The organism is Hyalangium ruber, assembly GCF_034259325.1.
GTDB classification, from domain to species: Bacteria; Myxococcota; Myxococcia; order Myxococcales; family Myxococcaceae; genus Hyalangium_A; species Hyalangium_A rubrum.
The window spans coordinates 761,859-776,063 of sequence record NZ_JAXIVS010000001.1 but is presented as its reverse complement, the minus strand read 5'-3'; the positions used below and the strand labels follow the sequence as shown (position 1 = coordinate 776,063).

Sequence of the window (14,205 nt, the reverse complement as noted above, 5' to 3'; positions counted from 1 at the left end):
TGCTAGGTTTGCCTTCGTCCATGCGTTACTTGCTGATTGCCCTCACACTCGCCGCGTCCTCCGCCTTCGGCCAGACGGTGGTGCTGACGACTTCCAACAACACCGACTCGCTGCGCGTCCCCAAGGAACCGTGCAATCTGACTCGCACCGTCAACTGGGCCTTCAACGGGGATGCGTCCGCGGTGTGCGAGCCGCTCCGGTTCTGGCTCGTCGCCGGCACCTCGTGCTCGGACGAGCCCAGCGGCACCTTCTATGAGCTGACGAACTACCGGGTGCCCGCCAACGAGCTGCTGACGCGGCGCACCGGCTCGGTCACCTTCGAGGTGAGCAACCTGCCGGACCTCTCGTGCCCCGCGGCGGACACGGAGAAGGAGTACCGGCTGTGTGCCTCCGTCGAGATTTCCAGCGGCCTGTCCGGCTGCAACAACTCCTTCCAGAAGGATGACTTGTCGCTCGTCTACGACGCCAAGCCTCCCTCGGCCCCTTCGATTGGCACCGTGGCGTCGCTGGATCAGGCGCTCTCGGTCCGGGTGAACGCGCCGAGTGACGCCAACCGGCTGAAGCTGACCATCTCTCGGCAGGATGGGAGCGGCTCTCGCTCGGTGACGCAGTCGGTGGACCAGTCGCTCTTCCGCATGGAGAACCTGGAGAACGGCGTCACCTACCGCCTCACGGCGCGGGCGCTGGACGAGGCGGACAACGAGAGCGTGGACTCCGAGTCGAAGGAGGGCACGCCCATCCTCACCCGGGGCTTCATGGATCGCTACGTCGAGGCGAACGGGCAGGAGATGGGCGGGTGCGGGGCGGCGGGGGCAGGTGTCGCGGGCGGCTGGGTGTTGGCCGCCCTGGGATTCTGGCTGTCTTCAAGGAGAAACCGGTCATGAGTCGAGCAGTGGCTCTCGGCGTCGTCGCGCTCCTCGGCGCGCTGCCGAGCCAGGCGCTGGAGGTGTCCGATACGCCCGTGGCGCCCAAGGCGCCCATGCAGTCGCCGCGCACGGGGGCGGTGGAGTTGAAGCTGGGCGGGTACAAGCCGCGCATCGACACCGAGGAGGGGCTGACGGGCCGGCCCTACGCGGACACGTTCGGCGACGAGTCGATGCTGCTCTTCGAGGTGGAGCTGCAGCGCTACTTCTACCAGGGCATCGGCTCGGCGGGCCTGGGCTTCTCGGCCGGCTACGCGGAGAAGTACGCCGACACGCTCACCGAGTCGGGCGAGGTGGCGCTGGAGAAGACGGCCCTCAAGGTGGTGCCGCTGCGGCTCAACGCGCTCTACAAGTTCGACTACCCGGCCTTCCGCTGGCACGTGCCCATCGTCCCCTACGGCAAGTTGGGGCTCGTCTACACGCCGTGGTGGATCAACAAGGGTGACGAGACCCAGCAGGTGGACGGGCGCACGGGCAAGGGTGGCCGGTGGGGCTACGGCCTGACGCTGGGGGCCTCGTTCCTCCTGGACGTGCTGGAGCCGCGGCTGGCGCGCGACTTCGACTCGGACCTGGGTGTCAACCACAGCTACGTGTTCGCCGAGTGGACGTACGCTGAAGTGAACAACTTTGGCAGCTCGGGGCTGGTTCTCTCCAGCCGGCACTGGATGTTCGGGCTGGCGTTGGACTACTAGACCGCTTCTATGAGGTCTTCCTCGTCCCTGTCGCTGAGAGCCCTGCTGTCTGTCCTGTCCGTGGTGGCCGTGGGCTTGTTGAGCCCCGGCTGCCGCCGTGCCGCGAAGCCAGACATGGGGCTGGAGCGCACGGTGGAGGCCGGCGTGCCGGCGGAGTTCGGCTCGGCGCAGGAGGGCGCGCCTTCCGTGAGCTGGGACTTCGGGGATGGCAGCGCCGCGCAGACGGGCGCGCGCGTCTCCCACGCCTTCGCGCGCGGGGGCACGTACACGGTGCGGGCGCTGGATGGCTCGGAGGAGGTGGGCCGCGTGCAGCTCACCGTGGTGCCGCGGCCGGTGCTGCGCGCCATTCCGGCGGATGCCGCCTTCGCCGCCTACATTCCGCAATTGCGCGGGGGCGTGGAGCCGATGCTGGCGCTGATGGGGCGGCTGTTCGGCCCGGACCTGGTGCAGCGCGAGCTGGCGAAGGAGCCGATGCTCCAGCTGGCGGTGGAGAGCGTGCGGGGCAGCTCCCAGGCGGTGGATGCGGAGGAGGGCTTTGGCCTCTTCTCGCTGCCGGACTTCGACGGGGTGGTGGCGATGCTGGGCGTGGCGGATGGCCCGGCGGTGATGGCGGCGGTGCTGAAGGATTTCGAGGCCGATGGCAAGCGGGTGCAGCCGGGCGCGGAGGGCAGCGCGCGCGTGGAGAGCATTACCGGCGAGGAGATGCTGGTGTTCCTCGACCGGGGCTACCTGTACCTGGCCATGCCGGATGCCGAGACGGCGCCGGGCGAGCCGGTGCAGGCGCAGGCGACGGTCGCGATGACGGCGGAGGCGGTGCGCGGGCACATCGCGGGCTTCACGGGCCCGGGGCTCTCCGAGTCCGAGGTGCTGACGCGGCTGCGCGGCCGGGTGCAGGAGGGCAGCCTGTACTTCTACACGGCGGCGCCGAAGCAGGTGACGGCCGAGCGGCTGCCGGTGTCGCTCTCCTCGCTGCGGGTGAAGGAGGACCGGGTGGAACTGGACGGCTTCACGGACTTCGACAAGCCGCTGCCGGAGCTCAAGCCGGGGCCGGTGCCGGCGCTGCTGGAGAAGGCGCCCATGGGGCCGGTGGTGGCGGGGATGCTGTCGGTCCACCCGGGCGAGGTGGCCTCGCGGCTGCTGGGCGAGCCCGGCTCGCCGAAGCGGGCCGAGGTGCTGGCGAAGTGGAGCCAGGAGGGCGTGGACGCCGAGGCGCTGCTGGGCTCGCTGCGGGGAGATGTGACGTTGCTGGTGTACTTCGACGCGCCGGCCTTCTACCGGAACTTCATCACCAACAAGCGGCCGGAGCCTCGGGGCTCGGTGTTGCTGGAGGCGGGGCTGTCGCGGCCCGAGCCGGTGCTGGCGGCGTTGACGAAGACGCTGACCGGGAGCACCTGGACGCAGGAGAAGGCGAAGGGGGTCACGCGCTTCCGGACGCGGATGATGGATCAGCCGGTGGTGTTCACGGTGAGCGCGGACCGGCTGTCGCTGGAGGCGGGCGAGGCGCTGGAGGCGCGGCCTCGGGGAGACGTGGGAGGAGCGCTGCGGCAGCGCTTCGGAGCGAGCGCGTTCGGCCCGAGCCACCTCTCGGTGATGGTGGACGCGGGGCGGCTGCGCGCGGAGCTGGACGCGCCCGAGCAGGTGCCGGGAGTGCCCGCGGCGCAGCTGGGCGCGGCGAAGGCGCTGGGTGGGGCGTTCCTGGATCAACTTCCGCCCGTGGACCATGCCTTCATGGATCTCTCCCTGGAGGAGGGAGGGCTCCGGGTGCGGGGTCGGGTGGTGGTTCGGACGAACTGAGATGGGCTCGGTCACGATTCTGTACTTCGCGGCGGCGCGCGAGCGGGTGGGCACCCAGCGGGAGTCGCTGGAGGTGCCTGGAGGCGTGCGGGTGCGGGAGGTGCTGAGGCTATTGGCCGAGAAGCACCCGAGCCTGGGGCCGCTCTTGCCGCACCTGCGGGTGGCGGTGAACCACGAGTTCATGGACGCGGAGGCGGAGGTGCCAGCGGGAGCGGAGCTGGCGCTGATTCCGCCGGTGGCGGGAGGCTCGGGGCTGTTCTCGGTGGTGGACCGGCCGCTGCGACTGGAGGACGTGGTGGCGGCGGTGTCGGGGGAGGCGTACGGCGGGCTGGTGACGTTCTCGGGTTCGGTGCGCAACCAGACGAAGGGCCGGCGGGTGTTGAAGCTGGAGTACGAGGCCTATCCGCCGATGGCGGAGAAGCGGCTGGCGGCGATCGGCGCGGAGGTCGCGGAGCGCTGGAGCGGCACGCGGCTGGCCATCATGCACCGGGTGGGAACGCTGGTGCCGGGAGAGCTGGCGGTGGTCATCGCCGCGGCGGCGCCTCACCGCAAGGAGGCGTTCTTGGCGTGTGAGCACGCCATCGAGCGGCTCAAGCAGGACGTGCCGATCTGGAAGAAGGAGTTCTTCGAGGACGGCGAGGTCTGGGTGGGGCTGGGGCCGTAGCGCCGCTGCGCTGAAGCCCCAGCCGTTCAACCTTCGACGCCACCGTCCTTGGCCGTGCTGGCCGGGAGCGGCTGCGTGCGCGGCGCACACGGGTAGACCGACTGCCAGGTCTGCGGTGCCGATTCAGCGGGCTGCGCGCTCGGAATCGGAGGGTTGGCGTCTCGCGCGGTACTGTCCAGGGCCACGGTCAGGGGCTTGAGCTGACCGAGCAGGGCGTACTCCAGGCGCTGCTGACAGTCCGCGGGAGGGGTGACGCCGCCCCCGGCGATGAGCTCGCACTGCAACTCGGCGAGGGACTTCGCGGCCTGGAAGCTGGAGGCCAGTGCCTCCGTGAGCTTCTCCCACTGAGCCGCCGTCACCACTTCGGTCCCCCGAGCGAGCGGCTGGGGCGGGCGGGCGAGGGCGCGGCGTGACAGCTCACAGGCGATGGCGACGTGCTTCGGAGCAGGCGTAGGGCCGCGCGCCGCCCGCTGCGAGAACACCGTCAACCCGGCCCCCAGCGCCTCCGTGTCATGCCGGGCCTGCGCCTCCGCGAGCTGACCCCACCAGCCCAGGTGGAGCTCCTGGCACTCGGTAGCGAGCCGGCTGCTCTCGCGTGCCAGATCGGCAATGCCCGTCGACAGATTCACCTGGGCGAACTGGCGCTTGAGGGAACAGACGTCCGAGGTCCAGCGCCTCAGCCCCTCCTGGAGCGACTCCCACTGTCGATCGAAGCGCTTGCCGGACGTCTTGCGCAGCTCCGCGAGGCGCGCTGTCTCCGCGGTGCGCACCGCGGCCTCGATGCACTGCTGCCGGGCCTGAGAGCCCTTCCCCGAGGTCTGCGCGGTCGGGCAGGCCTTGTCGAGCCACGCGCTCAAGACCGTGTCCGAGGCGGCCCAGGTCACCTGGGGAAAGAGCCACACGCAGGCCCACAGGAGTACGGCACAGCGAGCATTCATGGGTTTCGCCATAGAGCGTTCCATCGCTAGGAGCGGTGTACCCAGGGGTCCCCTCCAGAGGAGCGACGAGTCTACCCAAACGCTCACCGTCTCACGTTCGTGCATACCTGTGCGGGGAGTGCCAACGGAGGAGGACGTGCCAGCTCGCGGGGGATGCGTCTAGCATGCCCCCACATGTCGCCTCCCCTGTCCCCCCAAATCCACACCGAGTACCTCGACTACGTCGAGGGCGAGACCGTCTGTCAGGCTTACGTCGCCTACGCCGAGTCGAGTGAAGCGAGGCGTCCCGGCATCCTCGTCGCCCACGCGTGGGATGGGCAGAGCGAGCCCATTCGAGAGCGGGTGGAGCAACTGGCGGGCCTGGGCTACGTGGGCTTCGCCCTGGATGTCTACGGCAAGGGCGTGCGCGGCGGGGTGATGGAGGACAACTCGCACCTCATGGGCCCCTTCATGGCGGACCGGGCCCTGCTCCGCAGACGTCTGCTGGCGGGGCTGGCGGCGGCGAGGCGCCACGAGCGGATCGACCCGGACCGAATCGCGGCGATCGGCTACTGCTTCGGAGGGCTCTGCGCGTTGGATCTCGCCCGCAGTGCCGCGCCGGGGCTCCGAGGCGTGGTGAGCTTCCACGGCTTGTTCCATCCGCCGGCGCTGGGGCCACAGGCGCCCATCCAGGCCAAGGTGCTCATCCTCCACGGTTGGGATGATCCGATGGCGCCGCCGGCGGACGTGCTGGCGGTGACGAAGGAGCTGACGGAAGCAAAAGCCGACTGGCAGCTCCACGCCTACGGCCATGCGATGCACGCCTTCACCTACCCGGGGGCGAACAACCCCCAGGCGGGAATCCAGTACAACGCGGCAGCGGAGCGGCGCTCCTGGATCGCGATGCGCGCCTTCCTGGAAGAGACCCTGAACGAAGGCGCGTGAGGCGACCGCTTCAGCCGCCGATCGGCTCCAGGACGCGCAGGGCCGGGAAGCGCTCCCCGGGCTGGGGCCGGGGGATGATGCCCGAGGCGAAGAGCCCATCATCGCTCTCGGCCTCGCACAGGTACACGGCGATGGCGCCCAGCCGCTGGCCCGTCTCGACGAGCCAGGTGCCAGCGGGGAGGTTCTGGGTGCCGCGCTCATGGCGGGCGCGCACCAGCAGCTCGCCCGCGGCCTCCAGAATGGCGCGGCCATCCGCCTCACGGGCCTCCTCAATCACCGGAACCTCGACAGCGGCGGGTACGGCACGCTCGAGCACACGGGTGCGCAGGCCATGCTGGGCCAGCAGCTTGCCCACGGGTTCCGGCACCGCATACGCCCAGGGCCGATCAACGAAGTGGGTGCCCACGAAGCGCGCGAGATGGGGCAGCGTCTTCTCCACGGGAGCCCCCTCCAGCGTGCGGGGCTCACGGGTGAGAATTCGCGCGGGCGCGGCATGCGGCTCCAGGCGGTAGCGAACAGCGATCCGCTCACGCGGAGTCTCCGCCGCGCGCACCACGGAGCGGATGTCCTCTCCCCGTTCCCCGGCGAGCTGAAGCGCCTCCACGAGCAACTGGTACGTGGTGGCGACACGCTCCTCGAAGGGCAGGTACGCGTAGGCCTCGAAGAGGATGTCGCACCGACCCGTAAGCCCGCGGTAGTTCGAGCCGAAGCGCGGGTGGTGCGTATACGTCATCCACCCCTCGCCGGTGCCGCCCTCGTCCTCGACGAAGTTGCCGTAGAAGAACGTCTCGCGGCCACTGCCAGCGCGGACGCGGCGGGTGAGCTCGGGGAGGAACTGATCCCGCATCAGCTCAATGGGCTCCGGGCGGCAGCTGTCGAAGGGGTGGGGGACGTCGTAGGTGAGGTGGAAGCGGTGAACGGAGCCGTTGGTGGCGTGGCAGTCGATGGTGAGGTCCGGCTCCCAGGGCTGGGCCACGCGGGACTGGAGCAGGCGCATCTCGCCGGCGGACTGGCGCAGGTAGTCGCGGTTCAGGTTGACGCCGGAGGCGTTGGTTCGGGTGCCCACGCCGCGCACGGGGCCGATCTGCCCGTGCAGCTTGGAGATATCCAGCGCGCGGTTCTTCGGGTCGATGCGGTCGTTGCCATCCGGGTTGAACAGGGGCACGACGAGCAGGGTGATGCGCTCGAGCAGGCCGGGGTACTTGCCGTCGAGCAAGTCGCCCACGAGCATGAGGCTGGCCTCCTTGCCCTCCACCTCGCCGGCGTGGATGCCATTGACGACCAGCACGGTGGGCAGCCCGAGGCGGCGCGCGTCCTCGGGGGTCTTCACGCCGTGAGCGGAGAGCACCAGCAGCGGGAGCTCACGGCCCTCGGGGCTCACGCCGAACGAGGTGCGGTGGAGCAAGGGGTGCGAGAGCTGGGAGAGGAAGGCGAGGACGTCAGCGTGGAGGGAGGTCTCGGTCCAGCCACTCGACTCGGCGCGGGTGAGAGGTCTCATGGGGGCGCACACTACAGGCAAACGCCCCCCGAGCCTCGCGTCATCACGCGCTGCGGCGCTGTCGCCGGTACGCACCGGGGGCGACACCCTCCCAGCGCTTGAAGGCGCGGTTGAAGGACGCCTCGCTCTGGTAGCCGACGTGGCCGGCGACTTGGCTGAGGGACAGATCGCTGTCGCGAAGGAACTCGGCGGCCTTCGTCATCCGCCACCGTGCGAGGTACTCCAGCGGAGGCTCGCCGACGAGCGCGCTGAAGCGAGCGGCGAAGCCCGAGCGGGAGAGCCCCACGGTCGCGGCGAGCCCCTCGACGGTCCAGGACTCGGTGGGCCGGTCATGAATGAGCGAGAGCGCCTTGCCGATGTGGGGATCGGCGAGCGCGCGCAGCCCGTTCTCCCGGCAGTCCGTGCTCGCGATGTACGTGCGCAGCGCCTGCACGAGAAGGATGTCCGCGAGCCGGCTCACGACGACGGTGACGCCGGGGCTGCGCGAGGCGCTCTCGGCGATGAACAGCTGCACGGTGGCCGCCAGCGAGGGCGACGCCGCGACCTGCTCGGCGGTGATGTGGATGACGCGTGGCAGCCGCTCGAAGAGCAACGTGCGGGAAGCGGCCCCGAACTGGAAGGCGCCCGAGACCAGGGTGGTGCGGGCCCCGCCGCCCCCCAGGCGAATGGGCTCCGCGAGGCGGGCAAGCGGACACTGGCCATCATCGAGGCGGTGGAGCGGACTGCCCGGGGCATCGCGCAGCGCCTTGATCCCGCCGTGGGGCAGCAGCGCCAGGTCGCCAGCGGAGAGGGAGACGGGGGCCGGAGCCCCTTCAACCTCGAGCAGCGCCCCGCCCCGGGCGACGACGAAGATGTGGGCGGCCTCCCGGTCCGAGGCCTGGATGCCCCATGGCGCGGACAGCTCGAAGCGGCCATACACAAGGGTGGACAGGTGCAGGGTGTTCAGCACGTCGGCGAGGACGTCGGTTGCCTGCTCGTCCTCCGGGCTTGGACGCTCGGTCAATTCTTTTGGACCCAGTGGCATAGCGAGTCCATATCGGCCGGGACACTCAAGAGCCATGGAAAAGCTCTCGAATCTCCTCTCTCCGTTTCGCCTGGGCAGTCTCGAACTGAAGAACCGGATGGTGATGGCGCCGATGACGCGCAGCCGAGCGGTGGAGGGCAATGTCCCGAACCCGCTGGCCACCACCTATTACGTGCAGCGGGCCTCCGCCGGGCTGCTCGTCACCGAGGCTTCGCAAGTGAGCCCTCAAGGTGTGGGCTACATCCGTACACCCGGCCTCCACTCACCGGAGCAGGTGGCGGGCTGGAAGAAGCTGGTGGACGCGGTCCACGAGGCGGGCGGAACGATCTTCGCCCAGCTCTGGCATGTGGGGCGCATGTCCCATCCGGACTTCCACGGGGGAGCGCTGCCCGTGGCGCCATCGGCGATCGCCGCGGACGGCGAGGTGTTCACGCCGCAGGGGAGGACGCGGATGGTGGCGCCGCGAGCGCTGGAGCTGCGCGAGATGCCGGACATCGTCGAGCAGTTCCGGAGCGCGGCCGTGAACGCGAAGGCGGCGGGCTTCGACGGCGTGGAGCTGCACGGCGCCAACGGCTACCTGCTGGACCAGTTCGTGCGTGACGGCTCCAACCGGCGCACGGATGCCTACGGGGGCAGCATCCCGAAGCGCGCGCGGCTGCCGCTCGAGGTGACGGAGGCGGTCATCGGGGTGTGGGGTCCCGAGCGGGTGGGCTACAAGATCGCCCCGTACTTCACCTTGCAGTCGATGTCGGAGAGCGATCCGATCGGGACCTTCACGTACCTGGCCGAGCAGCTCGGGCAGCTGAAGCTCGGCTACCTGCACGTGACGGAGGCGCTCACGGGGATCCTGGCGCCGCCGGCGGGGGCGGAGCGAATCACGCCGATGCTGCGAGAGCGCTTCAAGGGCGCGCTGATCGCGAACGGGAGCTATGACGCGCGCGCGGGCGACGAGGTCATCTCTCGCGGCGTGGCGGATCTCGTCTCCTACGGCGTGCCGTTCGTCTCCAACCCGGACCTGCCCGAGCGCTACAAGAACGGCGCGACGCTCAACGCACCGGATCGCGCGACGTTCTATACGGGCGAGGAGAAGGGCTACACCGACTACCCAGCGCTGGCGTGAGCGCCCTGCACGGAGTCACTGCACGCTGAGGCTGCCCGGCATCTTCTTGAGCGGGGTGCCGCCATCGGACTGCTGCTGCTCCTGAGGAGTCAGGGGCCGCAGCGGCGTGTCGATGCCCAGCGCCTTGCGCCGCGCCGCCTCCTTCTCCCGCGCGGCGGCCAGGGCGCGCGCGTTGCTCTCCTGCATGCGCTCGGGGCTCGGTCCGGCGATGAGGAAGCCCACGGGGGCGCTGAGGAACAGGACGATGACCATCAGCAGCCACCCGAAGTCCCGCAGCCGGAAGCGGGCCACGCGGTCCTTGGCCACCGAGTGCTGGAGGAACAGGTGGAGTTCGCCCTGGGTGAGCCGCAGGGTGGTGCCCTCGGGGAGCTCCACGCTGGCGCGGCCCTCGTGCTGAACGAGCTGGGAGTCGGGTACGGGGTGGAACTCATCCCCGCGCGTACTGCGCTCCAGCTTCGCGGCCGGAGGGACGAAGACGCGGTAGCCGGCCGCGGTGCGCTCGGCCAGGAGGAAAGGCTCCTGGGGCAGGGTGAAACCGTAGAGGGGCAGCGGCGCCTTCTCGTCCGCGGCGGCGTGGACGTGCGACTGATCGGGACCGAAGCTCCAGGCCTCGGACAGGGACTTGCCCCAGTACAGTTCGCAGAAGAGACCGGCGTTCGCTTGAGGTTTCATGGACCGCCCGAGAATAGAGCCTTCACCCCGCGTCGGCAGCGCCCGCGTCGATGGCGGGGCTCCCACCGTCCGGAATTGGTACCAGCCTGGCCGGTGTCCCAGCGTCCGAAGGAGGCACTCCCCCGTCCTGTGGGGAAGGCGACCCTGCGTCTGACACCAGGCCTGGCCCCGCATCAGGCTTGAGCGCCGGAGCGGTCGGCACCCCGGCATCCAGGCCCGGAGTACTCGGCACCCCCGCATCCACCCCCGCGTCCACCCCCGCATCCACTCCCGCATCCAGGGACACCAGGCTCGGGGAACCGCCCGCCGCGCCCGGAGCTTCGGCGGAGGGCAGCGCCCGGCGGACCTCCGCGACGGCCACGGCGAGGATGGCGGCGGTGATGGCCAGGAAGCCAACAGTGTTCGCCACGGTCTCCACGCGGGGCGAGAGGGGCCTGCCACGGGCCGCCTCGATGGCGAGGAACAGGAGGCGGCCGCCATCCAGGCCGGGGACGGGGACGAGGTGCAGCAGCGCCAGCGCCACGGAGATGGCCACGAGCACGCGCAGGAACGAGTCCCGGCCGGTGGAGGCCGCGCCCGAGGACTGGCGCACGACGGCCACGGAACTGGGAGGCTCGGCGGTGAGCTTGGGGCCGGTGACGAGCCCCCAGACGAGGCCCAGGGCCTCTGCGGCCACGCGCTGCGTATGGACCAGCGACTGCGTGAGGGCCTCGCTGGGGCCGTGCTCGCGGTAGACGTACTGCTGGCTCACGCCGATGCGGCCCACGCCGCGCTCATCCGAGCGGGGGCGCACCTGCACCACGCGAGGGTCCCCATGGCGCACCACGACGAGGGTGCGGTCACGGCCGGGGCTCTGGCCGATGATCTCGACGAACTCCGACCAGGTCTTCACCGGCAGCCCATCCACGCTGAGGATGCGGTCGCCGGGGAGCATCTGCGCGCGCGCGGCCTCCGAGCCAGGCGTCACGGTGCCCACGGTGAGCGGCACCACCACGTGGGTGCCCGAGGTGTAGAGCGCGAAGAGGGTGACGAGGGCGAACAGGTAGTTGGAGACCGAGCCCGCCAGGGTGATGACCACCCGCTTCCAGGTCCGCTGGGCCACATAGAGGGTGGGATCGGCGGTGTCCATCCCGGGGACATGGGGGTTGGCGCCGTGGAGGGTGGTCGAGGCGCCGATGGGAATGGCACAGATGACGAACTCGGTGCCGAGCAGCCGGAAGGACAGCAGGGGCGGCCCGAAGCCCAGGGAGAAGCGGGGCACCTTCACTCCGAGCAGGCGCGCGGCGACGAGGTGCCCCAGCTCGTGTAAGGCCAGCAGCAGGCTGAGGGCCAGGAGGGCCAGGAGGGCGTACATCCGCGGGCAGTCTACCCCGGAGCCGCGCGAGGGCACTGCACTCGTGCGTGGGGTTGGTTATGGTGGGCGGGTGCCCACCCGTCGCTCCTTCTCCCTGTCCCTGTTGGCCGCTGCGGGGCTGACCCTCGGCTGTAATGACTTCGTCCAGAACGCGGGCAACTACACGCTGCAGGTCGTCGAGGTGATGCGCGACGACTGCGAGATGCTGAGTTCGCCCGAAGCACCGTGGGACGCCTCAGTGGTCATCACCGGACAGGTGGTGCGCATCAACTTCGCCATCAACCCCGAGCTGCTTGATATGCAACTCGTTGGCCGGTTCCTGGCGGGGGGGGAACGCTTCATGGTGGATGGCACCCGGGGCAATGCCGCGGTCCACGTGCGAGGGCAGGATTGCCTGCTGGACCAGGTGAGCGTTCACCTGGAGGGAACCACGCAGTGCGCCACGGCGTTCGACGGCGCGCTGAGGGTGCGCTACGAGTCCCGGCTCCAGGAGAGCTGCGCGTGTGAGCTGTGGACGCGCTTCGAGGCCGTTCAGGATTCAGCGACGTGCCCTGTTGTTCCTTGAGCGCGGCTCGGGGAGAACCTACAGAATAGGGCTCATCTCGCTGTCACGCTTGAGAGGGAGCCCATGGCTGAGCCGCAGCGTCCATCGCACGAGATCCAATCGGTCCTGACGGAGAACCGCGTCTTTCCTCCACCGGAGGAGTTCTCCCGCCGTGCCCACATCCGGGGAATGGAGGACTACCGCCGGCTGTGGGACGAGGCGGCGAAGGACCCGGAGGCGTACTGGGGAGCGCGAGCGCGCGAGGAGCTGTACTGGAAGGAGCCCTTCCAGACGGTGCTGGAGTGGAAGCCGCCGCACGCGCGCTGGTTCCTCGAGGGCCGCACCAACCTGACCTACAACTGTCTGGATCGGCACCTGCCGAAGCTGAAGGACAAGCCGGCGATCCTCTTCGAGGGAGAGCCGGGAGACAGGCGTCGAATCACGTACGGCGAGCTGGCGGTGCAGGTGAACCGGCTGGCCAACGGGCTGAAGTCGCTGGGGGTGCGCAAGGGAGACCGGGTAGGCATCTACCTGCCGATGGTGCCCGAGGCGGCGGTGGCGATGCTGGCGTGTGCGCGCATTGGGGCGGTGCACTCGGTGGTGTTCGGCGGCTTCTCGGCGGAGGCGCTGCAGGATCGCATGAACGACGCGGGGGCGAAGGTGCTGCTCACCGCGGACGGCGGGTGGCGCAAGGGCGCGGTGGTGCCGCTGAAGAAGAACGTGGACGCGGCGCTGCCGAACATGCGCACGGTGGAGAAGGTGGTGGTGCTGAAGCGGGCGGGAGACGCGGTGCCGATGGGGCCGAAGGACGTGTCCTGGGAGGCACTGGTCGGAGGGCAGAGCGAGACGTGCGAGCCGGAGTGGGTGGAGAGCGAGCACCCGTTGTTCATCCTCTACACGTCGGGTTCGACGGGGAAGCCGAAGGGGGTGCTGCACACGACGGCGGGCTACGCGGTGAGCATCTCGTTGACGACGCGGTGGGTGTTCGACCTGAAGGAGGACGACATCTACTGGTGTACGGCGGACGTGGGCTGGGTGACGGGACACAGCTACGTGGTTTACGGGCCGTTGATGAACGGGGTGACGACGGTCATCTACGAGGGAGCGCCGACGCAGCCGGGGCCGGACCGGTTCTGGGAGATCATCGCGCGCTACAAGGCGACGATCCTCTACACGGCGCCGACGGCGATCCGTGCGTTCATGCGACTGGGGGAGGAGCACCCGCGCAAGCACGACATGAGCTCGCTGCGGCTGTTGGGCTCGGTGGGCGAGCCGATCAACCCGGAGGCGTGGATCTGGTACCGGGACGTGATTGGAGGCGGGCGTTGCCCGGTGGTGGACACGTGGTGGCAGACGGAGACGGGGGGAATCATGATCTCTCCGTTGCCTGGGGCGACGCCGACGAAGCCGGGCTCGGCGACGTTCCCGCTGCCGGGCATCCACGCGGAGATCCTGGACAGGGAGGGCAACCCGGTGCCGAAGGGGCAGGGCGGGTTGCTGTTCGTGACGAAGCCGTGGCCGTCGATGTTGCGCACGGTGTACGGGGATCCGGAGCGGTACGTGAAGACGTACTTCAGCGAGCTACCGGGCAAGTACTTCACGGGAGACGGGGCGCGCACGGACCAGGACGGCTACATCTGGCTGATGGGCCGGGTGGATGATGTGGTGAACGTGGCGGGTCACCGATTGGGCACGGCGGAGGTAGAGAGCGCGCTGGTGGCGCACCCACGAATCGCCGAGGCAGCGGTGGTGGGGCGTCCGGACGACCTGAAGGGCACGGCGCTGGTGGCCTTCGTGACGCTGAAGAAGGGCACACCGCCGTCACCGGAACTGAAGAAGGAACTGGCGACGCACGTGGCGAAGGAGATCGGAGCGATCGCGAGGCCGGACGAGATCCGGTTCGCGGAAGCGCTGCCGAAGACACGCTCGGGCAAGATCATGCGCCGACTGCTTCGAGACGTAGCCGCGGGCAAACAGACAACGGGTGACACGACGACGCTCGAGGACCTCAACGTGCTGGCGACACTGCGCCAGGACGAAGAGTAGCGATCACCCCGG

The 14,205-nt window shown here is 69.8% G+C and carries 13 protein-coding genes; 8 read left to right on the top strand and 5 right to left on the bottom strand.

All coding sequences use genetic code 11. The features are described 5' to 3' along the window. The first annotated feature begins 20 nt into the window (after positions 1-20). The 4 genes from SYV04_RS03150 to moaD are packed head-to-tail and all read left to right on the top strand — an operon-like array spanning position 21 to position 4,073. Positions 21-884 carry an MXAN_2561 family MXYO-CTERM-anchored protein gene (locus SYV04_RS03150; RefSeq protein WP_321544068.1) on the top strand — a complete coding sequence of 288 codons (864 nt, stop codon included), beginning with the start codon at positions 21-23 and terminating at the stop codon, positions 882-884. Next, positions 881-1,615: an MXAN_2562 family outer membrane beta-barrel protein gene (locus SYV04_RS03145; protein WP_321544067.1), complete on the top strand. Its 735-nt coding sequence runs from the start codon at positions 881-883 to the stop codon at positions 1,613-1,615. The genes SYV04_RS03150 and SYV04_RS03145 overlap by 4 nt, the downstream gene beginning before the upstream one ends. A gap of 9 nt (positions 1,616-1,624) precedes the next feature. Next, positions 1,625-3,409 (top strand): PKD domain-containing protein, encoded by a 1,785-nt coding sequence (locus SYV04_RS03140; protein ID WP_321544066.1) that lies wholly within the window; start codon positions 1,625-1,627, stop codon positions 3,407-3,409. Position 3,410: 1 nt separating this feature from the next. Further along, positions 3,411-4,073 carry a molybdopterin converting factor subunit 1 gene (gene moaD, locus SYV04_RS03135; protein WP_321544065.1) on the top strand — a complete coding sequence of 221 codons (663 nt, stop codon included), beginning with the start codon at positions 3,411-3,413 and terminating at the stop codon, positions 4,071-4,073. A gap of 26 nt (positions 4,074-4,099) precedes the next feature. Here the strand turns inward: moaD and SYV04_RS03130 are convergent, their stop codons facing one another. Then, positions 4,100-5,011, bottom strand: a complete 912-nt coding sequence (locus SYV04_RS03130) for a hypothetical protein (protein ID WP_321544064.1) — start codon at positions 5,009-5,011, stop codon at positions 4,100-4,102. A gap of 174 nt (positions 5,012-5,185) precedes the next feature. On the opposite strand from SYV04_RS03130, the gene SYV04_RS03125 reads away from it, so the two are divergent. After that, entirely contained in the window at positions 5,186-5,935 is a 750-nt protein-coding gene (locus SYV04_RS03125) for a dienelactone hydrolase family protein (RefSeq protein ID WP_321544063.1), read from the top strand. 10 nt (positions 5,936-5,945) lie between these two features. Here SYV04_RS03125 and SYV04_RS03120 read toward each other — a convergent pair whose 3' ends face one another. Next, positions 5,946-7,433: a M14 family metallopeptidase gene (locus tag SYV04_RS03120; RefSeq protein ID WP_321544062.1), complete on the bottom strand. Its 1,488-nt coding sequence runs from the start codon at positions 7,431-7,433 to the stop codon at positions 5,946-5,948. 43 nt (positions 7,434-7,476) lie between these two features. Next, positions 7,477-8,436 (bottom strand): AraC family transcriptional regulator, encoded by a 960-nt coding sequence (locus tag SYV04_RS03115; protein ID WP_321544061.1) that lies wholly within the window; start codon positions 8,434-8,436, stop codon positions 7,477-7,479. Between the two features lie 55 nt (positions 8,437-8,491). Here SYV04_RS03115 and SYV04_RS03110 point away from each other — a divergent pair, with 55 nt between their 5' ends. Further along, positions 8,492-9,577, top strand: coding sequence for an alkene reductase (locus tag SYV04_RS03110; protein WP_321544060.1), 1,086 nt, complete (start codon positions 8,492-8,494; stop codon positions 9,575-9,577). Positions 9,578-9,592: 15 nt separating this feature from the next. Here SYV04_RS03110 and SYV04_RS03105 read toward each other — a convergent pair whose 3' ends face one another. Next, a complete protein-coding gene (locus SYV04_RS03105) occupies positions 9,593-10,249 on the bottom strand; it encodes a hypothetical protein (protein ID WP_321544059.1) in 657 nt (218 codons plus the stop codon). Between the two features lie 22 nt (positions 10,250-10,271). After that, positions 10,272-11,603, bottom strand: a complete 1,332-nt coding sequence (locus tag SYV04_RS03100) for a M50 family metallopeptidase (RefSeq protein WP_321544058.1) — start codon at positions 11,601-11,603, stop codon at positions 10,272-10,274. Positions 11,604-11,673: 70 nt separating this feature from the next. On the opposite strand from SYV04_RS03100, the gene SYV04_RS03095 reads away from it, so the two are divergent. Together SYV04_RS03095 and acs are read left to right on the top strand one after the other, a co-directional pair. Beyond that, positions 11,674-12,168, top strand: a complete 495-nt coding sequence (locus SYV04_RS03095) for a hypothetical protein (protein WP_321544057.1) — start codon at positions 11,674-11,676, stop codon at positions 12,166-12,168. Between the two features lie 63 nt (positions 12,169-12,231). Then, entirely contained in the window at positions 12,232-14,193 is a 1,962-nt protein-coding gene (gene acs, locus SYV04_RS03090) for an acetate--CoA ligase (protein ID WP_321544056.1), read from the top strand. Positions 14,194-14,205: the final 12 nt, after the last annotated feature.